Source organism: Micromonospora sp. WMMD980, assembly GCF_029626035.1.
In the GTDB taxonomy this organism is placed as follows: domain Bacteria; phylum Actinomycetota; class Actinomycetes; order Mycobacteriales; family Micromonosporaceae; genus Micromonospora.
Genome location: NZ_JARUBE010000003.1, coordinates 1,784,828 through 1,807,978 on the forward strand (window position 1 = coordinate 1,784,828; position 23,151 = coordinate 1,807,978).

Genomic DNA, 23,151 nt, shown 5'->3' on the forward strand with positions numbered 1-23,151 from the left:
CGATGTGCCGTCACCTCGCGTACCTCGGTCCACCGGTCACCCTGGGCAGCCTGCTGCACGACCCGCCGTACGGGCTGTTGCGGCAGTCCTGGGCACCGCGTGACATGCGGGGTGGCGGCACCATCAACGCCGACGGCTTCGGGGTCGGCTGGTACCCCGACGGCGCGGACCCGGTCCGCTACCGGCGGGCCCAGCCGATGTGGAGCGACACGACGCTGCCGGAGTTGGCCGCCGTGACGTCCGCCGGCGCGGTGCTGGCCGCCGTCCGCTCGGCGACGGTGGGCATGCCGCTGCACGAGACCGCCGCCGCGCCGTTCGCCGAGGGGCGCTGGCTGTTCAGCCACAACGGCGTGGTCTCCGGCTGGCCGGACAGCCTGGTGCCGCTCGCCGCCGGGCTGCCCGTGCGGGACCTGCTCACCCTGGAGGTGCCGACCGACTCGGCGGTGCTCTGGGCGCTGGTCCGGCACCGGCTGCGCGCGGGCGCGTCGCTCGGCGAGGCGGTGGCCGGCACGGTCGCGGCGGTCGACGCGGCGGCGCCCGGTTCGCGGCTGAACCTGCTGCTCACCGACGGCTCGACGGTGGCGGCGAGCGTGGCCGGGCACGCGCTGTCGGTGCGGCACCGCCCCGGCTCGGTGGTGCTGGCCTCCGAGCCGTTCGACGACGACCCCGGTTGGCGGGCGGTGCCCGAGGGCCGGCTGGTGGTGGCCACCGCCGCCGGGCTGGACGTCAGTGAGTTGACCACCGTCTGACCATCCGATCCACGAGCAGCAGAGAGGACAGTCGATGAGCGCGGAGCCGCTGGAGATCCACCTGGAGGAGCAGGACCTCGACCGTGCGCTGCGGGAGGACGTGCGGGTCGGGTTGACCGCGTCGCCCAGGTGGCTGCCGCCGAAGTGGTTCTACGACGCCCGGGGCAGTGAGCTGTTCGAGGAGATCACCCGCCTGCCGGAGTACTACCCGACCCGGGCCGAGCGGGCGGTTCTGGCCGCGCACGCGGACGACATCGCGGCGACGACCGGGGCGAAGACGCTGATCGAGCTGGGGTCCGGCTCGTCGGAGAAGACCCGGTTGCTGCTGGACGCGTTCACCCGCCACGGCGACCTGGGCACCTTCGTCCCGCTCGATGTCTCGGTCAGCGCGTTGCGTTCCTCGACCGAGCAGATCGCGGCCGCGTACCCGGGGCTGCGGGTGCGGGGCATCGTGGGTGACTTCACCCGTCACCTGGACCGGCTGCCGACCGGTGGCCGGCGCCTGGTGGCGTTCCTCGGCGGCACGATCGGCAACCTGCTGCCGGCGGAGCGGGCCGGGTTCCTCGCCGCCACCCGCGCGGCGCTGGAGGCCGGCGACTGGCTGCTGGTCGGCACCGACCTGGTCAAGGATCCGGGCGTGGTGGTCCCCGCCTACGACGACGCGGCCGGGGTGACCGCCGAGTTCAACCGCAACGTGCTGCGGGTGGTCAACCGGGAGCTGGGCGCGGACTTCGACGTGGCGGCATTCCGCCACGTGGCGGTCTGGGACCCGGAGCGGGAGTGGGTCGAGATGCGGCTGCGCGCCGAGCGGCCGACCCGGGTGCGGGTGGCGGAGCTGGATCTCGACGTGGCGTTCGCCGCCGGGGAGGAGCTGCGGACCGAGATCTCGGCCAAGTTCCGGCCGGCCGGGATCGCGGACGAGCTGGCCGGCGCCGGGTTCGTGCGGCAGGCATTCTGGACCGACCCGGACGGGTTGTTCGGGGTGAGCCTGGCCCGGGCCGACTGACGGCCGTGGCGCCGGCCACACCCGACGGGCGGGTTCGGTGGTGATCGGCTAGGCTGGCCGTCGCGAAGGGGAGTAGCCCCCAATGTCGTGGTCGACACACTGGTGCGTTCCGCACCCGGCCACGCGGCCCCGGTTTCCGGGGCGGGCGAGACCTTCGACTCAGGCTGTCGCAGCCGGGTCGAGGGCGTCCCTGTCTCTCCTCCCGGCTTGATCGGGAAGGTTCACATGGAGGGTTTCCTCGTCGCGCTGGTGGTCAGCTTCGGCGTCATCTTCGTCGCCGAGCTGGGGGACAAGTCCCAGCTCATGGCCCTGACGTTCGCCACGCGTTTCCGCCCGCTGCCGGTGCTCGTCGGCATCACCATCGCCACCGCGATCGTCCACCTGGCCTCGGTCGCCATCGGCGTTGGCCTCAACGCGGCCCTGCCCACGGGCTGGATCTCGCTGATCGCCGGTCTGGCGTTCCTCGGCTTCGGCGCCTGGACGTTGCGGGGCGACAAGCTCACCGAGGAGGAGAAGCGCAAGGCCGAGCGCGGCACCAAGTCCGCGATCGTCGCGGTCGGCGTCGCGTTCTTCCTGGCCGAGCTCGGTGACAAGACGATGCTCGCGACCATCACGCTGGCGACCAAGTACGGCTGGTTCGGCACCTGGCTCGGCTCGACGCTGGGCATGGTCGCCGCCGACGCGCTGGCGATCCTGGTGGGCCGGATGCTCGGCCGGCACCTGCCGGAGCGGGCCATACGCTACGGTGCCGCCGTGCTGTTCGCCATCTGCGGCCTCTGGCTCATCTTCGAGGCGATCTCCGAGCTGAACTGAGCGCGGCGATGATCGGGCGGGCTCGGCGTGGGTAAGGGTTCGGGTGGTGGTGCCGCGTCGGCACCACCACCATTCGGACGACCGGGAGGTTCCGCGCATGAGCAGGCACGACGAGCCCAACGAGTACGGCTTCGCCGGAGGCGCCACGGCGCCGGAGCCGCCGACCGGCGGCCACGCGGACGAGCAGGACCGCGCCGAGCGGGTCGCGGTGCCGGGGGACGACCTCACCGAGCCGTTCGCGGACGCGCTGGAGGAGACCGAGGACCGCGACGCCGAGCGTCGTCGCTGATCGCCACGCGCCGGCCGCCGTCCCCGCCGGGGGAGGGCGGCCGGCGCGTCCGCGTCGGGCGGGCCGTTCCTGGTAGACGTCCGGAATGCCGTCGCCGTCGTCGTCCCGGCTCTGCCGCTCGCTGATCCGCCGGTGGACGCGGTCGCGGCGCAGCAGCACGACGGCGGCAGCGAGCCGGCCAGGACCGCCGCCTTGACCTCGCGAGCAGACCGCGATGGCGGTGATCGCCAGCGGGCCGGCGACCACCGCGAGGGTGAGACGCGAGCCGTGCCGGGTGCGGGTCAGCGCTGCCCGGGCAGCGCCGGCAGGGCCGAGCCGACCGTCTCGCAGAACGCCGCCAACCGCTTGACCAGCTCGTCCGGATCGGCGTACGGGTCGAGCCGGCGCACCTCGTCCGGGTCGAGCGGAGGCACCGGCACGTGGGAGATGAGCGGGTGCAGTGGGCGGCTGTCCGACTCGTCGGCGCCGAAGAGATGTTCGTGCAGCTTCTCGCCGGTCCGCAGGCCGGTGTAGACGATCTTCACCGGGTGGTCCGCCTCGGCGGCCAGGCGGCGCGCCACGTCGGCGATCCGCACCGGCTCGCCCATGTCGAGCACCAGCGCCTCGCCGCCGCGACCGATCGTGGCGGCTTGGAGAACCAGATGGACGGCCTCCTGCACGGTCATGAAGTAGCGGGTCACGTCGGGGTCGGTGACGGTGATCGGCACGCCGGCGCGGATCTGCGCCTGGAACGCGGTCAGCACGGAACCGCGGCTGCTGAGCACGTTGCCGAACCGGACGCTCAGGTAGGTGCCGCCCGACTGCCGGGCCTGGTGGGCGGTGAGCCGCTCGGTGATCCGCTTGGTGTACCCCAGGACGCTGGCCGGGTTGGCCGCCTTGTCGGTGGAGATGTTGACGAACTCGGCGACGTCCCGGCATGCCTCCAGCACGTTCAGGGTGCCCCAGACATTGGTCATGATCGCCTCGCCGGGATGCCGCTGGAGCATGGTGAGGTGCTTCAGCGCGGCGGCGTGGAACACCACGTCGGGCTGCCGGTCGGCGACCACCCGGGCGATGCCCTCGGCGTCGCGGATGTCGGCCAGGATCAGTTCGGGGCCGTCCAGCAGCGCGCGCCCGTGCAGCGACATCTGGAGCGCGTGCAGTGCGGACTCGTCCCGGTCGAGCATCATCAGCTCGTCCGGCTCACAGCGGGCGATCTGCCGGCACAGCTCGGAGCCGATCGAGCCGCCGGCGCCGGTCACCAGCACCCGGCGGCCGGCCAGCCCGCCCCGTTCGACGGTCAGCTCGGCCACCCGCTGGGCGCGGCCGAGCAGGTCGGTGAGCTGGAGGTCACGGACGTCGGTCGCGGCGACCGGCCGGTCGAGCAGTTCCTGCACCGGGGGCAGGACCTTGAACGACGCGCCGGCCTCCAGGGTGCGGGTACGCACGTCGCGCAGCAGCCCACCGTCCGCGCAGCTCATCGAGAAGATGACGGTACGGGCGTCGGTGGCGCGGATGACGGCGCCGACCTGCTCCCGCCCGCCAAGCACGCGCAGTCCCTCCAGCCGGAGGCCGCGACTCTCCGGCGCGTCGTCGAGCAGACCGACCGGCCGGTAGTTGCTCTCCGGGTCGTGCAGCAACACCCGGACCAGCCGCTCGCTGGCCGCGTCCACCCCGTAGACCAGGCAGCGCTCGGCGTGCCGCGCGGTCGGCCGGCGGCGGTCGGCGTGGGCGCGCCAGAGACCGCGGCCGGCGGCCATCAGCACCAGCGCGACGGCGCCGCCGACGAGCGGGGTGGTCGCCGGGACGGGCCGTTCGGTCCAGGGCAGCACGGCGAGGAGTGTGCCGACGGCGGCGATCGCGACCGTGCCGGCGAGTCCGCGGGCGTCCCCGGCGCTGCCGATCGGGTAGCGGCCGTAGATCCGGGACCGGCCGAACGTGAGGACGGTGTAGAGCGCGGCGCAGGCGAGCGCGACGGCGAGCGTCCGGGCGCCCCTGGCGGCGGTCAGCTCGAACTCGTACCGGGTCCAGGCGGCGCCGAGAAATCCTCCGCACCACGCGGCCGTGTCCAGCGTTAACAGGGAGAGGGTGGCGGCGCGATGGGTGATCCGGCTGCGGAGTCGCACGACGTCTTCGGCGGCGATGGCTTCACGATCCATGGGTTGCCCTCGTGTCCTATCCGGAATAAGCAGATTCAGGTCATGCGAGCATGTTGCGTCGTTTACATTCGTCTAATCGCCTAACGTGCTGAATGGGCGATTCGATCCTGGCACGACGACTGGTGGTTTTAGGGGGCTTTCGTGCAGTTTCATCGGCAGACCGGCGTGTCGCGAGGGAGAGCGTGATGGATGTTCTCGGCTACCTGCGCCTGGTCCGACGCCACTGGTGGATCGTGCTGATCACGGTGATGCTCGCCGTCGGCGCCGCCGCCCTGGTGACGGTCCGGACGCCGCCCCGGTACCAGGCCACGGTGACCTTCTTCGTCACCACGCCGAGCCAGGGGGTCACCGACGCCTACCAGGGCAGCCTCTTCCTCCAGCAGCGGGTGAAGTCGTACGGCGACCTGCTCACCAGCGACCGGCTGGCGCAGAGCGTGGTCGCCGACGCGCCGCTCGGCCTCACCGCGGACCAGGTGCGCAGCCGGATCACCACGTCCGCCACCATCGGCACGGTGCTGCTCAAGGCCACCCTCACCGACACCGACCAGACCCGGGCGCTGAAGACCACCGAGGCGCTCGCCACCAAGTTCACCGAACTGGTCCGGAAGGTCGAGACCCCGGCGGACGGCAAGGCCCCGCCGATCAAGATCGAGGTGGTGAGCGGCCCGCGGGTGACGTCCAGCCCGGTCTCTCCGCAGCCGGTCCGCAACCTGATCCTGGGCGGGCTGCTCGGCCTGCTGGCCGGCGTCGGCCTGGCCGTGCTGCGCGGCCTGGCCGACGTGCGGATGCGCGACGCCACCGCGCTCCAACGGGTGACCGGCAGCCCGCTGCTGGGGGAGATCCCGTTCGAGTCCGGGGCGCGGACGGCCCCGCTGATCGTCGGCGACGCGGCCACCTCGGCGCGCGCCGAGGCGGTCCGCAAGCTGCGCACCAACCTGCGTTTCGTGGACGTGCACGAGCCGGCCCGGGTCATCGCGGTCACCAGCGCCCTGCAGGGCGAGGGGAAGACCACCATGGCCTGCAACACCGCGATCGCGCTGGCCGAGGCGGGCTGGCGGGTGCTGCTCATCGACGCCGACCTGCGCCGCCCGAAGGTGGCCGACTACCTCGGCCTCGACGGCGGGGTCGGGCTCACCGACGTGCTCGTCGGCGACGTCCAGGTCGGCGACGTGGTGCAGCGCTGGGGCGAGAAGTCGCTGCTGGTGCTGCCCAGTGGCGCCGCCCCGCCGAACCCGAGCGAGCTGCTCGGGTCCAAGGCGATGTCGGACCTGCTGGTGGCGCTGCGCGAGTCGGCGGACATCGTGGTCATCGACACCGCGCCGCTGCTGGCGGTCACCGACGGCGTCGTGGTGGCCGTGCAGGCCGACGGCGCGCTCCTGATCACCCAGCAGGGGCGGACCTCACGCGGTCAGGTGGCGGCGGCGGCGCGGTCGCTCAGCTCGGTGTCGGTGCGCCTGCTCGGCTGCGTGCTCAACATGGCCAAGGTGGGCAAGACGGACGCCTACCAGTACGAGACGTACAAGGTGGTCGTGCCGCCCGCCCCGGCCGCGGTCCCCGCCGACCGGGCCGAGACGGCCCGCCGGGGCGCGCAGTCGGCCGAGGAGAACCGGACGCAGGAACTCACCCGGCTGTCGCGATGAGTGCGCACAACGGCCGGATCGACCGTTCGATCTCCTCCGCGCAGCGACGGAAGTCGGCCGGGGAGCCACCGATCGGATCCCACAGGTCGTCGGCGCCGGGGGCGGCGGGTTGCAGCCGCCCCCGGGCGCGGACGGCCGCGGCCACCGCCGCCCGCACCGGGCTGTCCCCGGTCGCGCCGGCCGGCGCCGCCGCGGCGAACCGGGCGAACTGGTGCAGCGTGAACGTGCGCCCCAGCGCCGCGGGCGCCAGCGCGGCGCAGGCGGAGCGCTGCCGCCGGGTGGCGGTCAGCACCAGGTCGGCCGCGGTCAGGTGCTCCGCGCGCAGCCGGCGGGTGCGGAAGGCGGTGACGTCCGCGCCCGCCACGCCCGCCACCTCGATGGCGTACGGGTGCATGGCCGCGCCGTCGACCGCGTCGGTGCCGGCGCTGGTCGCGGTCACCGGCAGGTCGGCGAGCAGCCGGCGGGCGATGAACTCGGCCATCGGCGACCGGCACATGTTGGCCTGGCAGACGAAGAGCACCTCGTCGAGCATCCGCACCCCTCTGGTCGGCGCGGTGACACCGCGCGGCGCCGCGCCGGCGGGGGTCCGCCGGCCGCGGGTGGTCGCTGAGGGGATGCCGGCATCGTACGCGGCACCGGCGCCGATGGCCCGGCCGGCCGCGCCGGGAGCGTCACCGTGAGAATCGGCATCCTGTCGTACCACTTCCCGCCGGAGCCGGCGTTCGTCCCGGGCAGCCTGGCCGAGGAACTGGCCGCGCGCGGACACGAGGTGCGCGTGCTCACCGGCTTTCCGGACTACCCCGGCGGGCAGGTCCATCCCGGCTGGCGGCAGCGGTGGCGGCACCAGACGCACAGCGAGCGGTTGACCGTGCGCCGGGTGCCCCGGTACGCCGGCGGTGACACCTCGGCCCGGGCCCGGGCCGCCGCCTGGCTCTCCTTCGCCGGCAGCGCCGCGCTTGTCGGCCGCCGCTACTTCCGCGACGTCGACGCGCTCTACGTCTTTCAACTCCCCGCCGTGACGGCCGCCGCCACCGGCCTGCTGCGCCTGCTCGGTCGGGTGCCGACGGTGCTGCACGTGCAGGACCTCTGGTCGGACGAGTCGACCCGGCCGGGGGAACCGCGCCGGTCGGACGCCGGCCTGCGGCGGTTGTACCGGGAGGCGGGCGCGGTGGTGGTCGGCGCGCCGTCCATGCGCGATCTGGTGCTGGCCGGCGGGGCGGCGCCGGACCGGGTCCGCACGGTGCTCGCCTGGACCGACGAGCACCTGTTCCGGCCGGCCGAAGCCGGTCCGGCGGCCCGCCGGCTGGTCCGTCGGGGCGACCGCTGCGTGGTGATGCACGCCGGCACGATCGGCGTCCGACAGGGTCTGGAGACCGCGGTCCGGGCGGCGGCCGCGCTGGGCGACCGGATGGACCTGGTCCTGGTCGGCTCGGGCAGCGAGGAGGTGCGGGTCCGTGGGTTGGCCGCCGAGTTGGGCGCGGACAACGTCCGCTTCGTCGAGCGGCGCTCGCCGGCGGACATGCCGCAGTTGTACGCGGCCGCCGACTACCAACTCGTCGTGCAGCGCGACCTGCCGGAGCTGCGGGCTGTCGTGCCCGACAAGGTGCCGGCCGCGCTCTCCTGCGCCGCGCCGTTGGTCGCCTCGGCCGGCGGTGACACCGCGGAGCTGGTGGAGCGGGCCCGGGCCGGACTGTCCTGCCCGCCGGAGGACTGGGCCGCGCTGGCCGACCGGTTCTGGCTGGCGGCGGCGATCCCCCCGGAGGCCCGGGTCGAGATGGGACGCCGGGGTCGGGACGCCTACCTGGGGCAGATGTCGCTGCGGGCCGGCGTCGACCGGATCGAGGACACGCTCCGCCAGGTGACACCGGCCGGATGAGATCCGCCGCAGATGCCTGCCGGGCGCTATCGACCCGGAAACGCTGGTATCCGAAAAGCGCGCTGTGATTTGTGCTAGAAAGATGTTGTCTGTCCGATTAACGCAGAGGGAGAGCGGTGTGACGGAACGCGATGCTTCGCATCGCCGGCGCCGGCGCTCACGGCGACTCGGCCGGCGGCGGGTGCGGCGGATCCTGCTGGTCGGGCTGGTGGTCGTCTCGGTGCTGCTGACCGCCGGTGGCTGGGTCACGTTCCGGGGCTGGCAGGCCCGGTCGCACCTGGTGAACGCCGCCGGGCTCGCCAAGGAACTCAGTGTGCGGGTGCTGGACGGGGACGTGGCGCGAGCCCAGCGGACCCTCTCCGCGTTGCAGGAACAGGCCGCCGCGGCCCGCGGCGCGACCGGGGACCCGGTCTGGTGGCTCGGCCAGCGAACCCCGTACGCGGGCGACGACCTGACCGTGGTCCGCCAGATCTCGGTGGCGGTGGACGACCTCGCCCGGCTCGCGTTCCCCACTCTGCTCCGGGTCGACCTGGCCTCGCTGGTGCCGAAGCAGGGGCGGCTCGACGTGAACCGCCTGCGCGAGGTCTCGGCGGAGGTGTCCCGCGCCGACCAGGCGGTCCGGCGCAGCTCGGAGCGTCTGCGGGCGGTCCCCGTCGGCGGCCTGGTCGCGCAGGTGCGGAACGCGGTCACGGCGCTGCGGACGGAACTCGACCAGTTGGGCGATCTCACCTCGGCGGCGGACCGCGGCGCGCGCCTGCTGCCGCCGCTGCTCGGCGCCGACGGTCCGCGCAGCTTCCTGCTCGTCTCGCAGAACCCGGCCGAGTTGCGCGCCACCGGCGGCATGTTCGGCGCGTACGCGGTGCTGCGCGCGGACGACGGCCGGATCCGGCTGGCCGGCCAGGGCGCCGCCAGTCAGTTGTCGCTCGTCGATCCGCCGCTCAAGGTCGCCCCCGAGGTGCGCCGGCTCTGGTCCGACCTGCCGGGGATGTACCCCGCGGACGTCAACCTCAGCCCGGACTTCCCGACGGCCGCCGCGCTCTACCGGGAGATGGTGCGCCGGCGCACCGGGACCACGGTGGACGGCGTCCTGGCGGTGGACCCGGTGGTGCTGTCGTACCTGCTCGGCGTGATCGGGCCGGTCAGCGTGCCGGACGGTCCCGCGCTGGTCGGCGGCACCGTGGTGCGGACCCTGCTCAGCGACTCGTACCGGGACCGGGATCCGGAGGCGCAGGACACGTTCTTCGCCCGGGCCGTCACCGGGGTGTTCGACGCGATGTTCACCAAAACGGTGGATGCAAGGGCGCTTTTGACCGTTATAAGGCGCTCGATCCAGGAACGTCGACTATTGTTCTGGAGTGTCCGATCTGAGGAGCAGCGCGCGGTGGTCGGCACCCGGCTGGCCGGGCAGCTCCCGGAGCAGGACACCGTGCCGACGGTCGGCGTGTTCCTCAACGACGGCAGCGGCGCGAAGCTCGGCTACTACCTCAGGTTCTCGGCCAACCTGACGGTCGGCGCGTGCCAGCCGGACGGACGCCGGGAACTGCGACTGCGGGTCACGGTGCACTCCACCGCCCCGCGGTCGGGCCTCACCGAGTCGGTCACGGGCCTCGCCCTGTCCGGCGACAAGTACACCGCGCGGACCTTCGTCTCGGTGCACACGCCGAGCGGGGGCGCCGTCCTCAGCGGCCGGCTGGACGGGCGGGCCACCGCGATGGGCGGCGGGACCGACGGCCGCCGCCAGGTGGCGGTGGCGAACGTGGAGGTCGGGCCGGGACAGACCCGGACGCTCGACGTCACGCTGCTCACCGGCCAGAACGGCGCGGGCACGGCCGACCTGGTGCTCACGCCCACCGTCACCCCGTGGACCACCCAGATAGTCACCGCACCCAGATGTGAACAGTAGGAGGGAATCCATCATGCGGCTATCCCGCATCATCATGGCGCTCACGGTGGGCCTGGCCGTCGCGGCCGCGCCGACCGCGGCCGGCGCGGCGCAGCCGCAGCCCCCGTACGTGCCGCCGGGACCGGCGTTGACGCTCGTCGACCCGACCATCACTCTCGGCGAGACCTTTATCCTGCGGGGCACCGGCTTCGGTCCGAACGAGACGGTGGCGATCGACGTCAGCATCTCCGGGCTCCCGGCGGCCGCCCCGGCCGAGGGGACCGCGCGACGCAGCGACGGCAGCACGGTGGCGATGGCGCCGGTGGCGTACACGCCGAACCGGGCCGCGCCGCAGCCTGCGCCGACGCACTTCACCGTCCAGGCGGACGGGGACGGCAACTTCACCGTCCCCTACCGCCCGACCCGCACCGGTCGCTACACGTTCACGGCCACCGGCCAGACGACGGGCCGGACCGCCAGCACGACCGGCACCGTGCTCCCGGTGCGGCCGACCTACCCGCCGCGCCCGCCGCACCACGGCGGGCACCTGCCCGTCACGGGTGGCAGCATCGGCACGCCCCTGAAGCTCGGTGGCGGCCTGGCCGGCGCCGGCGCGGTGCTGCTGCTGGCCTCCCTGGCCTGGCGCCGCCGTCGCCTCGGCTGACCCGAGGCGAGCCGGGGCGGACCCGGCACGACGTGAGTGCCCGCCGGACCTCGTCCGGCGGGCACCCGCGTGTCCCCGGCGCACCGCACAATGACGGAATGGACCCGACCACGCCGTGGACCGATCCGGCCGGTCTGCTCACGCTGCCCGGCGGCGCCACCGTCCGCGGCCGTCGGGTGGCCGCGCCTGCCTCGCCCGCCGACTTCGCCCTGGTGCTGGCGCCCGGGCCCGCGCCCGGGTGGCCGGCCCGGCGGATCCGGTGGCCCGACTTCTGGGTCCCGCTGGACCGTGCCGACGCGCTCGACGCGCTGCGCGAGGCGTGGCGGCGCGCCTACGCGGGCCAGCGGGTCGAGGCGGCCTGCCACGGCGGTGTCGGCCGGACCGGCACCGCGCTCGCCGCCCTGGCCGTGCTCGACGGGCTGGCCCCCGACCCGGCGGTGGCCTGGGTCCGGGCGCACTACCACCGGCGCGCGGTGGAGACGCCGTGGCAGCGGTGGTGGTTGCGCGGCGTGCGCTGACGGTGCCCGCGCCGGCCACGGCCCGGAGCCGCCCGGTCGGCGCAGCGTCACCGGCCCGGTGAGCCGCGTCGAGCGGTGCGCCGCGCTCGGTATGGTGCCTCTTCATGAGAGCCCGGGTCCTGGCCGCCGTCACCGCTGTCGCGCTGCTCGTCGCCGGGGCGCCCACCCCGGTCGCCGGCGCGCCGTCGGCCGCCGCGGCCCCGGGCGCCGCCGTGCCCTGCCCGCGCCTGCCGGCCCCGAAGGTCACTCGACCGCCGCGCCCCGTTCCGCCGCCGTCGGCACCCGAGCAGCTGGTGGTGGGCGGCGAGGCACTTGCCGCGCCGGGTCTCGTCGCCCCGCCCGGCGCTCCCGCGCCGCCCGCGGTCACCGCCACCACCTGGCTGGTCGCCGACCTGGACAGCGGCGCGGTGCTGGGCGCCTGCGGGCCGCACGGGTACGGCACGCCCGCGAGCACCCAGAAGCTGCTGCTGGCCGCCACCATGCTGAACCGCCTCGACCCGAAGCGGGTGGCCCTCGCCACCCGCGACGACCTGGACATCGAGCCGGGCAGCTCGGCCGTCGGCCTGCTGGTGGGCGGTCGCTACCAGGTCGAGACGCTCTGGCTCGGGCTGCTGCTGCAGTCGGGCAACGACGCGGCGAACATGCTGGCGCGGCTGGGCGCCGGCAGCGCCCGGGCCGGGGTCGCCGAGATGAACGCCGAGGCGCGCCGGCTGGGCGCGTTGCAGACCCACGCGGTCACCCCGTCCGGCCTGGACGGGCCGGGCCAGTTCACCAGCGCGTACGATCTGGCGCTGATCGCCCGGGCGTGCTTCGTCGACCCCCGCTTCGCCCGCTACGCGCGCACCGAACGGGCCCAGATCCCGGCGCAGCCCGCCCTGAAGAAGGGCGGGTTCCAGATCCAGAACGAGAACCAGTTGATCTACCGCTACCCCGGGGCGCTGGGCGGCAAGACCGGCTTCACCGAGCTGGCCCGGCACAGCTACGTCGGCGCCGCCCAGCGCGGCGGTCGCCGGCTGGTGGTCACGCTGCTCGGCGCCGAGGCCCGGCCGGTACGCGGCTGGCAGCAGGGCGCGCAGCTGCTCGACTGGGGCTTCGCGCTGCCCCGGGACGCCTCGGTCGGCAAGCTCGTCGAACCGGGCGAGCTGGACGCCGCGACCGACGAGCCGGCGCGCGAGTCGCCCGAGGCCGCCGCGCCCGGCCGCCCCGAGCCGACGCCGTGGCGGGGCCCGGCGGGCACCGCGCTGCGCCGGATGGCCGACGGGGACTGGCAGGTGATCGTGCCCGCCGCCGTACTCCTCGCGCTCACCGTCGGCGGGGTCGCGGCGGTGCTCGCCGCGCGGAGCCGGACCCGCCGCCGCGGTCGCCGCCGCGCCTGACCACCGCCGGCCGCCCGCGCGCGTGGGAGCGTGACCGGGCGGCGGGACGGTCGCGTGGACGCCGCCGACCTGGGTATGCGCCGGGCATGGAGCACCCGGGACGGATCGTGGTGGTCTCCGCGGACATCGGCGCCTGCTGCCCGGCCTGCACGGCCTCGGGGCGCCCGACCGGGTCGCACTGACCTTCGACGACGGCCCCGACCCGGAGTCCACGCCCCAGGTCCTGGACGTGCTCGCCGCGCACCGGGTACGGGCCACGTTCTTCGTCCTCGGCGCGATGCTGCGCCGGTATCCGGACCTGGGCCGCCGGCTGGTCGGCGCCGGCCACGAGGTGGCCCTGCACGGCTGGACGCACGACAACCTGCTGCTGCGCGGGCCGGCCGGCACGGTCCGCGACCTGACCCGGGGGTACCACCTGGTCGTGGACGTGACCGGCCGGCCGCCGCGGTTCCTGCGCCCGCCGTACGGGGTGCTGACCGGCGCGACGCTGCTGGCCGCCCGGCGGCTGCGGCTGCGCCCGGTGCTGTGGAGCTGCTGGGGGCGGGACTGGACCGCGTCGGCCACCGGGGACGGCGTCCGGCGGCGGGTGCTGGCCGGGCTGCGCGGCGGCGGCACGGTGCTGCTGCACGACTCCTCGGCCGCCGCCGAGGCGGGTGCCTGGCGGTCCACGCTCGCCGCGCTGCCCGAGCTGATCGCGGAGTGCCGCCGGCGCGGGTGGCAGGTCGGCCCGCTGGCCGCCCACGGTCTGGCCGCGCGCCGAGGTGGCGGGTAGGCCCGCGGGCCGCGTGCCGAGCGGGGGGTGCGCGACACCGTACCGCGCGGCACCGGCTCCGGGATACGAATCTCGGAGCCGGCGACCCGTTCGGGTCGGCGTGGCTAGCGTGCGGGGCATGAGGACCTGGGGTTCTTCCGTGGCGCTGGCCGCCGCCCTGCTCCTACCGCTGTCGACGCCGACGACGCCGGCCGCGGCGGGGGTGCGGCCGGGCGTCTCGCCGGCCCGCCGGCTGCCGGCCGGCGCGCCGCCCTGCCCCAACGTGCCGGCCCCGGCGACCCGCCCTCCGCAGGCGCCGCCGGCGCCCGATCCGGCCGCCCGCTCGGTCGGCGGGGCCGCGCTGGACAACGCCGGACTCGTGGTCCCGCCCGTGGCGACCGCGCCGCCGCCGGTGACCGCGACCTCGTGGCTGGTCGCGGACCTGGACACCGGCGCGGTGCTCGGCGGCTGCGGTCCCCACGAGTACGGCGTCCCGGCCAGCGTGCAGAAGCTGCTGCTGACCGCGACCATGCTGCCCCGGCTGGATCCGGACCGGGAGGTCACCGTGACGGCCGGGGACGTGGCGATCGAGCCGGGCAGCTCGGCGGTCGGGTTGGCCGAGGGCGGGCGCTACCGGATCGGGACGATCTGGCTGGGCCTGCTGCTCAAGTCCGGCAACGAGGCGGCGAACGTCCTGGCCCGGCTCGGCGGCGGCCCGGACGGGCTGGCCGGTGGCGTGCGGGCGATGAACACGGAGGCGCAGCATCTCGGCGCGCGGCAGACGCACGCGGTCACGCCGTCCGGGCTGGACGGTCCGGGACAGTTCACCAGCGCGTACGACCTCGCGTTGATCGCCCGCGCGTGCTTCCGCGAACCGGCCTTCCGCCGCTACACCGCCACCCGGACCGCCCAGGTGCCCGCGCAGCCGGCGCTGCCCGAGAGGGCATTCCAGATCCAGAACGACAACATGTTGCTGGACCACTATCCGGGCGCCATCGGCGGCAAGACCGGCTTCACCGACCTGGCCCGGCACACCTACGTCGGCGCGGCCGAGCGCGGGGGGCGTCGGCTGGTGGTGACCCTGCTCGGCGCCGAGATCCCCACCCAGCGCGGCTGGCAGCAGGGCGCGGCGCTACTGGACTGGGGGTTCGGGCTGCCCCGCGACGCGACGGTCGGCCGGCTGGTGGAGCCGGGCGAGCTGGAGCGGTCGGCGGCGCCGCCGACCGGGGTGGCGTCGGCGCTGGCCGGGCACGCCGACCTGGGCGGTGGTGCGGCGCACGCCGGCACCCGGCCGGGCGCCGGGCCGTCGGTGGCGGTGGGCGCGGTGCTGGTGGTCGGGGGAGCGGTGCTGCTGGCGCGGCGGCGCCGGCACGCCGCGGCGGCGGCCATGGCGACCGGCTCGGTGCTGCGGGAGGCGGAACTTCCGGAAGGCGACTGAGGATGACCGCCCGGCTACCTTGCGGCGGGGGCGGCGGTGCTGTCCCGCAGCACCAGTTCGGTGGCCAGCTCGATGCGCGGGGACTCGATCTCCTCGCCCTGGGCGAGGCGTAGCACGGTGCGGGCGGCGAGCCGGCCCATCTCCACCAGCGGCTGCCGCACGGTGGTCAGCGGCGGCGAGGCCCACCGCGCCTCCGGCAGGTCGTCGAAGCCGACCACGGAGACGTCGTCGGCGACCCGCAACCCGCGCCGGCGCACCGCCTCGTAGACCCCGAAGGCCATCTGGTCGCTGGCCGCGAAGATCGCCGTGGGCGGGTCGTCGAGGTCGAGCAGCGCGCCACCGGCGGTGTAGCCGGAGGCGTGGTAGAAGTCGCCGGGGTGGACCAGGCGGTCGTCGGCCGGCACGCCGGCCGCCGCCAGCGCCGCCCGGTAGCCGTCCAGCCGGGCGCGGCTGCACAGCAGCAGCGGCGGGCCGGCGACGAAGCCGATCCGCCGGTGGCCCAGCTTCAGCAGGTGCTCGGTGGCGGAGAGGCCGCCGGTCCAGTTGGTGGCGCCGATCGCCGGCACGTCCGTCCCGGCCACCCCGGCGTCCGGGTCGACCACGACGACCGGCACGTTGAGCCGGCGTAGCTGCGCCTGCACCGAGGGGCTCAGGTGCGAGGTCACCACGATCACGCCGTCCGAGGCGCGGGCCCGCAGGTTGTGCAGCCACTGCCGGGTGGAGCTGGTCTCCCGGTGCACGGCCGAGATCACCACACCCACGCCGGCCGCGTGGCCGACGTCCTCCACCCCGCGGATGATCTCCACCGCCCAGGGGCTGTCCAGGTCGTTGAAGACCAGGTCGACCAGGTCCGCCCGGCGCACCGTGCGGCTGCCACGACGCCGGTAGCCGTGGTGACGCAGCAGCTTCTCGACCCGCTCCCGGGTGTCCGGGGCGACGTCGGAGCGCCCGTTGAGCACCCGCGACACGGTGGGCACGGAAACGCCGGCCTCCCGTGCGATCGCGGTGATGGTCACCCTGCGCTCGTCGTCCCCGCTCACCCGTGTTCCCTTCGCCGGTTGCCGGAACCGACCGGAAAACCGTTCCGCCCCACGGACATCTTGCCGTACGCCGAGGGCTTGACGACAGATCGGTCCGGTCCTAGCGTTCGGTCAAGTTGCGGAAACCTTCCGGAAATACGCCGGGTGCCGGGCGCTTCGACGCGCCTCGACCGGCCCACGGACCGACCAGGAAGCCGAGGCGTGTTCACCGACCTGCCCGAGGCGGAACTCCGCCAGCACCGCAGCGACCTGTGCGAACCGGCCGACTTCGACGCCTTCTGGGCCGACACGCTCGCCGAGGCGCGCTCCTGCGGCGACCCGGTCGCGGCCACCCCGGTGCCCACCCCGCTGACCGGGGTGGACGTCTTCGACGTGACGTTCCCCGGCTTCGCGGGGCAGCCGGTGCGGGCCTGGTTGCGGATGCCGCGCGGCGTAAACGGGCCACTGCCGACGATCGTGCAGTACGTCGGCTACGGCGGCGGGCGCGGCCACCCGCTGGAGAACCTGCTCTGGTCCGCCGCCGGGTTCGCCCACCTCCAGATGGACACCCGCGGTCAGGGGTCCGGGTGGAGCCGCGGCGACACGCCCGACGTGGCGGCGGCCGGCCCGCAGGCGCCCGGGATGGCCACCCGCGGGGTGGAGGACCCGCGCCGCTACTACTACCGGCGGTTCCTCACCGACGCGGTGCGGGCGGTCGACGCCCTCACCGACCTGCCCGTCGTCGACCCGGCCCGGGTCGCGGTGCTCGGGCACAGCCAGGGCGGGGCCGCGGCGCTGGCCGCCGCCGCGCTGGCGCCGGGGGTCCGGGCGGCGGTGGCGCACGTGCCCTTCCTCTGCGACATCTCGCGCGCCGTCACGCTCACCGACTCGACGCCGTACCGGGAGATCCGGGACTATTTGGCCGTGCACCGGGACCGGGAGGAGCAGGTGCTGCGCACGCTCTCCTACGTCGACGGGGTCGCCTTCGCGCGACGCGCCACCGTGCCGGCCCGCTTCTCCGTCGCGTTGATGGACGAGATCGTCCCGCCGTCCACCGTCTACGCCGCCTACCACGACTACCGGGGCGACAAGGAGTTGACGGTGTGGCGCTACAACGGCCACGAGGCGGGCGCCATCGACGACGACGCCGCCGCGATCGACTTCCTCCGCACGTCCCTGAAGTAAGGCGGGGCCCCTTGTTAACAGACGTCTGTTGACAAGGGGCCCCGCCCAACCCCGTGGTAGACACGGCAGCGTGCGCAGACGTACCGCAGCGGTCCTGGTCGTGGTGGTCGCGGCCCTCGCGACCTGCCAGCGGCCCGAGCCGCGCCCGGCGCCGTCGCCCGCCCCGACGGGCCCACGCGCCCCGGCCGACGTCGTCGACCTGGCCGCCGTCGACCCGACCGTGCGCACCGACATCCGGTACGCCTCGGCCCACAACTTCGTCGGCCGGCCGATCGACGGCTATCCCGAGCCGCTCTGCCTGCTCACCCGGCGGGCCGCCGAGGCGCTGCGCCGGGTGCAGGCCGCCGCGCTGGCCCGGGGCCGCAGCCTGAAGGTGTACGACTGCTACCGCCCGCAGCGCGCCGTCAACGAGTTCGTCGCCTGGGCGAAACAGCCGCAGGAGTCGCAGATGAAGGCCGAGTTCTACCCGGACCTGCCGAAGGACCGGCTCTTCGCCGACGGCTACCTCGGGGCGCCCACCGCGCACAGCCGGGCCAGCACGCTCGACCTGACCCTGGTGCCGGTGCCCACCCCGGCGCAACCCGGCTACACGCCGGGCGAGCCCCTGCTGCCCTGCACCGCCCCCGCCGGTCGCCGGTTCGCCGACGACTCGATCGACATGGGCACCGGGTTCGACTGCTTCGACCCGCGCGCCCACACCGCCGACGCGCGGATCACCGGCGTCGCCCGGGCGAACCGGGAGCTGCTGAAGCGACTGATGAGCGAGGAGGGTTTCGAGAACTACCCGCGCGAGTGGTGGCACTACCGGTTCGTGGACGAGCCGTACCCGGACACCTGGTTCGACTTTCCGGTGGCCCGCTCGTCGCTGCGGTAATGCCGTTGCCTCATGATCCACAGCGGTTAGGCTCCCGGTGACCGAACACCCTGCCCGGAAGGATGCCCCGTGGAGACCGAACGGATCGGCCCGCCGCTGCTGGCCGGCGAGCGGGAGACGCTGCGCGCGTTCCTCGACTTCCACCGGGCCACCCTGGCCCTCAAGTGCGAGGGGCTGACCGATGAGCAGTTGCGCCGGCGGTCCTCGCCGCCGTCGACGCTGTCCCTGCTCGGCCTGGTCCGGCACATGGCCGAGGTGGAACGCACCTGGTTCCGCCGGGTCATCGCCGCCGAGGACGTGCCGCTGGTCTGGTCGGACAGCGGCGACTTCCAGGTCGCGTACGACGCGGCCGGGGCGGACGCGGCCGAGGCGTTCGAGGCGTGGCGCCGCGAGGTCGAGCACGCCCGCCGGATCGAGCGGGAGGCCGAGTCGCTGGACGTGACCGGCCACCAGGCCCGCTGGGGCGAGGACGTCTCGCTGCGCCTGGTGATGGTGCACATGCTGCATGAGTACGCCCGACACAACGGCCACGCCGACCTCCTCCGCGAGGCCGTCGACGGCACCGTCGGCGTGTAAGGCGGGGCCCCCGGTTAACGCCTCCGGTAGAGGCGGGGCCCCTTTTCGACACCCGTCGGTCGCGGCGCGGGACGGATGTCCCGGCCGCCGGGTCCTCCGGCCCTGCCGCCCGCCCGCCGCCGCGGAGAAGCGTGGGGGGTGACAACGGCGTGAGGAGGAGCCATGAAGGCACTCGTGCACGGCGGGCCGGGCGTGAAGTCCTGGTCCGAGATCCCGGACCCCACGATCGCCGGCCCGCGGGACGCGGTCGTCCGGATCGACGCGGTCACCATCTGCGGCACCGACCTGCACATCCTCGGCGGCGACGTGCCCGAGGTCGAGCCGGGCCGGGTGCTCGGTCACGAGGCGGTCGGCACGGTCGTGGCGATCGGCGAGGGCGTCGCCAACCTGACCCCGGGCGACCGGGTCCTCGCCTCCTGCATCTCCGCGTGCGGCGTCTGCCGCTACTGCCGCGACGGCGTCTACGGGCAGTGCCTCGGCGGCGGCGGGTGGATCCTCGGGCACACCGTCGACGGCGTGCAGGCCGAGTACGCCCGGATCCCGTTCGCCGACCTGTCCACGTACCGCCTGCCGGAGGGCGTCTCCGACGAGGCGGCCGTGCTGCTGGCCGACATCCTGCCCACCTCCTACGAGGTCGGGGTGCTCAACGGCGGGGTACGACCCGGCGACACCGCCGTGGTGGTCGGCGCCGGCCCGATCGGCCTCGCCGCGATCCAGACCGCCCGGCTCTTCTCGCCCACCCACGTGATCGCCGTCGACAAGGCGCGGAGCCGGCTCGACGCGGCCAAGCGGTTCGGCGCCGACCTGACCGTGCTCGCCGACGACGATCCGCTCGACGCGGTCCGCTCGGTCACCGGCGGGCTCGGCGCGGACGTGGCGATCGAGGCGGTCGGCGTGCCGGCGAGCTTCGAGCTGTGCACCACGCTGGTCCGGCCCGGCGGACGGGTCGCCAACATCGGCGTGCACGGCGCGCCGGCCACGCTGCACCTGGAGCGGCTCTGGATCCGCGACGTCACCATCACCACCGGCCTGGTCGACACCCGCACCACGCCCAAACTGCTCGACATGCTGGTCGCCGGCCAGCTCGACACCGCGCACATGGTGACCCACCGGTACCCGCTGGAGGAGATCGTCGAGGCGTACGACGTGTTCGCCCGCCCGGCCGAGACCGGCGCGCTCAAGGTCGTGCTCACCCGGTGAGGGGTGTTGAGCGGGGCCCCTTCCTCTACCGGAGGCGTTAACCGGGGCCCCGCCTTTCACCGCAGCGGGAGCCAGGGGAGGACGGCGGCGATCTGGGCGTCCCAGTACGCCCAGTCGTGGTCGCCGGGGCCGAAATCGACGGTGAGGGGCCGGCCCAGGCGGCGCGCGGTGTCGACGAAGCGCACGTTGTCCTCGTACAGGAAGTCCTCGGTGCCGCAGGCGACGTAGAGCGCCGGCAGGTCGTCGCCGGCCCGTTCCAGCAGCGCCACGGTGTCGTCCTCGTCCGGCGGCGGGCGCTCGCCCCATACCGTGTGCCACACCGCCGGGTCGACCGGGCTGGCGGGGTGGTGGCGCCGCCGCACCACGTCGAGCGCCCCGGAGAGGCTCGCGGCCGCGGCGAACCGGTCGGGGTGGCGCAGTGCCCACTTCAGCGCGCCGTAGCCACCCATCGACAGGCCGGCGACGAACGTGTCCTCCCGCCGGGTGGAGAGGCGGAAGAATGATCGGCAGACCTCGGGCAGCTTCTCGCTGAGGAACGTCCAGTAGCGGTTGCCGTGCTCCTCGTCCCGGTAGAAGCTCCGCTGCACCTGCGGCATCACCACGGCCAGCCCCAGCGGCGCGACGTAGCGTTCGATCGACGACCGCCGGGTCCACGCCGTGTCGTCGTCGGTGAGTCCGTGCAGCAGGTAGAGCACCGGCGGGTCGCCGTCGCCGTCGCCGTCGCCGGCGGCGTCGGCCAGGCCGATCCCGGCCGCGCCCCGGTCGGGCAGCAGCACGGTCATCGAGGTGCCCATGCCGAGCGCCTCGGAGAAGAAGTCACAGCGGATCCGAGCCATGAACCGGCAGCGTACCCGCGACCCGTTGGGGGGTTGATCGACCGTTCCTATTGCCGCGGGCCACCCGGGAGGGACAGGATGGGGATGCGTGCCGGAAACGTGTTCGTAACCTGCGCGCTGCTGGTCTCTGTCACGAGGAAGTGGGAGTCAGGCATGAGCGACGTCTCGGCGGCACTGGGTGTGCGCCTCTACCCGGACCTGGTCGAGCCCGGCGGCCTCGCTCCCGCGCTCGCGCAGACCGCGACCGCCCACCAGCTCGACGTCGGCCAGGTGACCGCTCCCGAGCAGGGCCGCAGCCGGTTCACCTGCGCCGAGCTGGCCTCGAAGCGGGGCGTGGTCTGCGTCAGCCTCGGCTCCCAGGCCCGCTACTTCATGATCGACCTGCGGGTCGAGGGCGAGGTCGAGGCCCGCGGCGACGCGACCGACCTGCTCCAGGTCGCGCAGGTGGCCGACGCCTGGCGCGCCGGCGCCACGCTCGCCGAGCTCACCGCGCGTTTCCCGTTCATGGAGCAGATGAAGCGCCACCCGGTGACCCAGGCCGGCTGACCCGTTCCGCCGGCCGCCGTCGGGCCGTCGTCCGTCGTCGCGGCGGTCACGGTACGCCCCGTCCGCCCGCGCCGCCGATCCCCGTCATCCCGCACTCGCGTACCGGCGCGGCGATTCGTCGCCCCGTGGTCGTCGACGGTGGACGGGGCGCGTCGACGCCCGCTGCGGCGGTGTCCACCATCGACGGAGGAGTCGCGGAGCCGCCGGTACGGCGGTCGTGAATATCGCGTTGCCGCCACCGCCGCGGCGGCCGTACCGTGAGCGGGCAACGTCGAACTGATCCACTGAGGGAGCATCCCGTGTCGCAGCAGAATCGCAGCCGAGCCGAGCGGCCCGTGCCGCCCGCCGGCGCGCTGCTGCCCGAAACGGGCGCGGCCCGCCGGTATCGGCAGTGGCAACCAGGGTGGTGGCGCGTCTAGCGCCGGCGCGACGATCTCGCGCGAACCGCCCGCCCTCCCGACCGGAGCCGGGCGGTTTCTTTTCGTCCGCCCGTCCGGGCCGATGGAGCAACTGGACCGCGGGTTCGAGTCCCGTACGGCCCACATCCCACGAACGAGGAGACGACGATGGGTTTCACCCCGCTGGCCGGTACCCGGGCGCCGGTCCGGGTCTGGACCGACCCGTACGCGATCGAGGCGCAGGCGGCCCGGCAGCTGCGCAACATCGGCGCGCTGCCCTGGGTGCAGGGCGTCGCGGTGATGCCGGACGTGCAATTCGGCAAGGGCGCGACCGTCGGCTCGGTGATCGCCATGCGGCAGGCCGTGTCGCCGGCCGCGGTCGGCGTCGACATCGGGTGCGGCATGTCCGCGGTGCGGACCTCGCTGACCGCCGACGACCTGCCCGACGACCTCGGTCCGCTGCGTTCGGCGATCGAGGCGGCCATCCCGGTCGGCTTCGCGATGCGCGACGACGCGGTCGACCCGCGCCGGCTGCGTGGGCTGGAGCAGGCCGGCTGGGACGAGTTCTGGCGGCGGTTCGGCACGCTCGACCGGAGGGTGGCGCAGCTCCAGACGCGGGCGCAGCGGCAGCTCGGCACGCTCGGCGGCGGCAACCACTTCATCGAGGTCTGCCTCGAACGGGGTGGCCCGGACGACGGGCGGGTCTGGCTGATGCTGCACTCCGGTTCCCGCAACATCGGCAAGGAGTTGGCGGAGCGGCACATGGCGGTAGCGCGCGGCCTGCCGCACAACTCCGGTCTGCCGGACCGTGATCTCGCGGTGTTCCTCGCCGGCACGCCGGAGATGGACGCCTACCGGCGGGACCTGTGGTGGGCGCAGGAGTACGCGCGGCGCAACCGGGCGGTCATGCTGGCCCTGCTCGGCCAGGTGGTGCGGGACGCGTTCCCGCAGGTCGGCTTTGACGAGCCGATCTCCTGCCACCACAACTACGTGGCCGAGGAGCGCTACGACGGGGTGGACGTGCTGGTCACCCGCAAGGGCGCGATCCGGGCCGGCGCGGGCGACCTGGGCATCATCCCGGGCTCGATGGGCACCGGCTCGTACATCGTGCGGGGCCGGGGCAACGTCGATGCCTACTGCTCGGCGTCGCACGGCGCCGGGCGGCGGATGTCGCGGGGGCAGGCGAAGCGGACGTTCAGCACGGACGACCTGGCCGCGCAGACGACGGGCGTGGAGTGCCGCAAGGACGCCGGGGTGGTCGACGAGATCCCCGGCGCCTACAAGGACATCACCGAGGTGATGGCCGAGCAGGAGGACCTGGTCGAGGTGGTCGCCCACCTCAAGCAGGTGGTCTGCGTGAAGGGTTGAGGTAGGGCC

The 23,151-nt window shown here is 74.6% G+C and carries 22 protein-coding genes; 18 read left to right on the forward strand and 4 right to left on the reverse strand.

Features of this window, described 5'->3' with window-relative positions; translation table 11 throughout:
* Positions 1–2 precede the first annotated feature (2 nt).
* The 4 genes from egtC (at position 3) to O7618_RS08620 (ending at position 2,857) form a co-directional block, all read left to right on the forward strand.
* Positions 3–749, forward strand: a complete 747-nt coding sequence (gene egtC, locus O7618_RS08605) for an ergothioneine biosynthesis protein EgtC (RefSeq protein WP_278105468.1) — start codon at positions 3–5, stop codon at positions 747–749.
* A 34-nt stretch (positions 750–783) separates the two neighbouring features.
* The gene (gene egtD, locus O7618_RS08610; protein WP_278105470.1) at positions 784–1,755 is read left to right on the forward strand and encodes an L-histidine N(alpha)-methyltransferase; all 972 of its coding nucleotides are present in this window, start codon (positions 784–786) and stop codon (positions 1,753–1,755) included.
* Between the two features lie 225 nt (positions 1,756–1,980).
* Positions 1,981–2,568, forward strand: a complete 588-nt coding sequence (locus O7618_RS08615; protein WP_278109953.1) for a TMEM165/GDT1 family protein — start codon at positions 1,981–1,983, stop codon at positions 2,566–2,568.
* Between the two features lie 97 nt (positions 2,569–2,665).
* The gene (locus tag O7618_RS08620; RefSeq protein ID WP_278105471.1) at positions 2,666–2,857 is read left to right on the forward strand and encodes a hypothetical protein; all 192 of its coding nucleotides are present in this window, start codon (positions 2,666–2,668) and stop codon (positions 2,855–2,857) included.
* Positions 2,858–3,138: 281 nt separating this feature from the next.
* On the opposite strand, the gene O7618_RS08625 is transcribed toward O7618_RS08620, so the two are convergent.
* A complete protein-coding gene (locus O7618_RS08625) occupies positions 3,139–4,995 on the reverse strand; it encodes a polysaccharide biosynthesis protein (protein ID WP_278105472.1) in 1,857 nt (618 codons plus the stop codon).
* A gap of 185 nt (positions 4,996–5,180) precedes the next feature.
* Here O7618_RS08625 and O7618_RS08630 point away from each other — a divergent pair, with 185 nt between their 5' ends.
* Complete coding sequence (locus tag O7618_RS08630; protein ID WP_278105473.1) at positions 5,181–6,635, forward strand: polysaccharide biosynthesis tyrosine autokinase; 1,455 nt, start codon at positions 5,181–5,183, stop codon at positions 6,633–6,635.
* Here the strand turns inward: O7618_RS08630 and O7618_RS08635 are convergent.
* On the reverse strand, positions 6,616–7,167 hold the full coding sequence (locus O7618_RS08635) for a low molecular weight phosphatase family protein (RefSeq protein WP_278105474.1): 552 nt from the start codon (positions 7,165–7,167) through the stop codon (positions 6,616–6,618). The genes O7618_RS08630 and O7618_RS08635 overlap by 20 nt on opposite strands.
* Positions 7,168–7,311: 144 nt before the next feature.
* Between O7618_RS08635 and O7618_RS08640 the strand changes: the two genes are divergently transcribed.
* The 7 genes from O7618_RS08640 to O7618_RS08670 all read left to right on the forward strand — a co-directional run bounded on the left by O7618_RS08640 (position 7,312) and on the right by O7618_RS08670 (position 15,140).
* Positions 7,312–8,511 carry a glycosyltransferase family 4 protein gene (locus O7618_RS08640; RefSeq protein WP_278105475.1) on the forward strand — a complete coding sequence of 400 codons (1,200 nt, stop codon included), beginning with the start codon at positions 7,312–7,314 and terminating at the stop codon, positions 8,509–8,511.
* A 118-nt stretch (positions 8,512–8,629) separates the two neighbouring features.
* Positions 8,630–10,414, forward strand: a complete 1,785-nt coding sequence (locus tag O7618_RS08645; RefSeq protein ID WP_278105476.1) for a DUF4012 domain-containing protein — start codon at positions 8,630–8,632, stop codon at positions 10,412–10,414.
* A 13-nt stretch (positions 10,415–10,427) separates the two neighbouring features.
* Complete coding sequence (locus O7618_RS08650; protein ID WP_278105477.1) at positions 10,428–11,057, forward strand: hypothetical protein; 630 nt, start codon at positions 10,428–10,430, stop codon at positions 11,055–11,057.
* A gap of 98 nt (positions 11,058–11,155) precedes the next feature.
* Positions 11,156–11,575 (forward strand): protein phosphatase, encoded by a 420-nt coding sequence (locus O7618_RS08655; RefSeq protein ID WP_278105478.1) that lies wholly within the window; start codon positions 11,156–11,158, stop codon positions 11,573–11,575.
* Positions 11,576–11,679: 104 nt separating this feature from the next.
* Positions 11,680–12,951 (forward strand): serine hydrolase, encoded by a 1,272-nt coding sequence (locus tag O7618_RS08660; protein ID WP_278105479.1) that lies wholly within the window; start codon positions 11,680–11,682, stop codon positions 12,949–12,951.
* Positions 12,952–13,096: 145 nt separating this feature from the next.
* Positions 13,097–13,723, forward strand: coding sequence for a polysaccharide deacetylase family protein (locus O7618_RS08665; RefSeq protein ID WP_278109954.1), 627 nt, complete (start codon positions 13,097–13,099; stop codon positions 13,721–13,723).
* Positions 13,724–13,841: 118 nt separating this feature from the next.
* Complete coding sequence (locus O7618_RS08670; protein WP_278105480.1) at positions 13,842–15,140, forward strand: serine hydrolase; 1,299 nt, start codon at positions 13,842–13,844, stop codon at positions 15,138–15,140.
* Positions 15,141–15,154: 14 nt separating this feature from the next.
* Here O7618_RS08670 and O7618_RS08675 read toward each other — a convergent pair whose 3' ends face one another.
* Positions 15,155–16,180, reverse strand: coding sequence for a substrate-binding domain-containing protein (locus O7618_RS08675; RefSeq protein WP_278105481.1), 1,026 nt, complete (start codon positions 16,178–16,180; stop codon positions 15,155–15,157).
* A 201-nt stretch (positions 16,181–16,381) separates the two neighbouring features.
* Between O7618_RS08675 and O7618_RS08680 the strand changes: the two genes are divergently transcribed.
* The 4 genes from O7618_RS08680 to O7618_RS08695 all read left to right on the forward strand — a co-directional run bounded on the left by O7618_RS08680 (position 16,382) and on the right by O7618_RS08695 (position 19,994).
* Complete coding sequence (locus O7618_RS08680) at positions 16,382–17,344, forward strand: acetylxylan esterase (RefSeq protein ID WP_278105482.1); 963 nt, start codon at positions 16,382–16,384, stop codon at positions 17,342–17,344.
* A 70-nt stretch (positions 17,345–17,414) separates the two neighbouring features.
* The gene (locus tag O7618_RS08685; RefSeq protein WP_278105483.1) at positions 17,415–18,218 is read left to right on the forward strand and encodes a M15 family metallopeptidase; all 804 of its coding nucleotides are present in this window, start codon (positions 17,415–17,417) and stop codon (positions 18,216–18,218) included.
* Positions 18,219–18,287: 69 nt separating this feature from the next.
* Positions 18,288–18,794 carry a DinB family protein gene (locus tag O7618_RS08690; protein WP_278105484.1) on the forward strand — a complete coding sequence of 169 codons (507 nt, stop codon included), beginning with the start codon at positions 18,288–18,290 and terminating at the stop codon, positions 18,792–18,794.
* A 162-nt stretch (positions 18,795–18,956) separates the two neighbouring features.
* The gene (locus O7618_RS08695; protein WP_278105485.1) at positions 18,957–19,994 is read left to right on the forward strand and encodes a zinc-dependent alcohol dehydrogenase family protein; all 1,038 of its coding nucleotides are present in this window, start codon (positions 18,957–18,959) and stop codon (positions 19,992–19,994) included.
* A gap of 56 nt (positions 19,995–20,050) precedes the next feature.
* On the opposite strand, the gene O7618_RS08700 is transcribed toward O7618_RS08695, so the two are convergent.
* Positions 20,051–20,830 (reverse strand): alpha/beta hydrolase family protein, encoded by a 780-nt coding sequence (locus tag O7618_RS08700; RefSeq protein ID WP_278105486.1) that lies wholly within the window; start codon positions 20,828–20,830, stop codon positions 20,051–20,053.
* 153 nt (positions 20,831–20,983) lie between these two features.
* On the opposite strand from O7618_RS08700, the gene O7618_RS08705 reads away from it, so the two are divergent.
* Positions 20,984–21,376 (forward strand): hypothetical protein, encoded by a 393-nt coding sequence (locus tag O7618_RS08705; protein WP_278105487.1) that lies wholly within the window; start codon positions 20,984–20,986, stop codon positions 21,374–21,376.
* A 566-nt stretch (positions 21,377–21,942) separates the two neighbouring features.
* Positions 21,943–23,142, forward strand: coding sequence for an RtcB family protein (locus tag O7618_RS08710; RefSeq protein ID WP_278105488.1), 1,200 nt, complete (start codon positions 21,943–21,945; stop codon positions 23,140–23,142).
* Positions 23,143–23,151 lie beyond the last annotated feature (9 nt).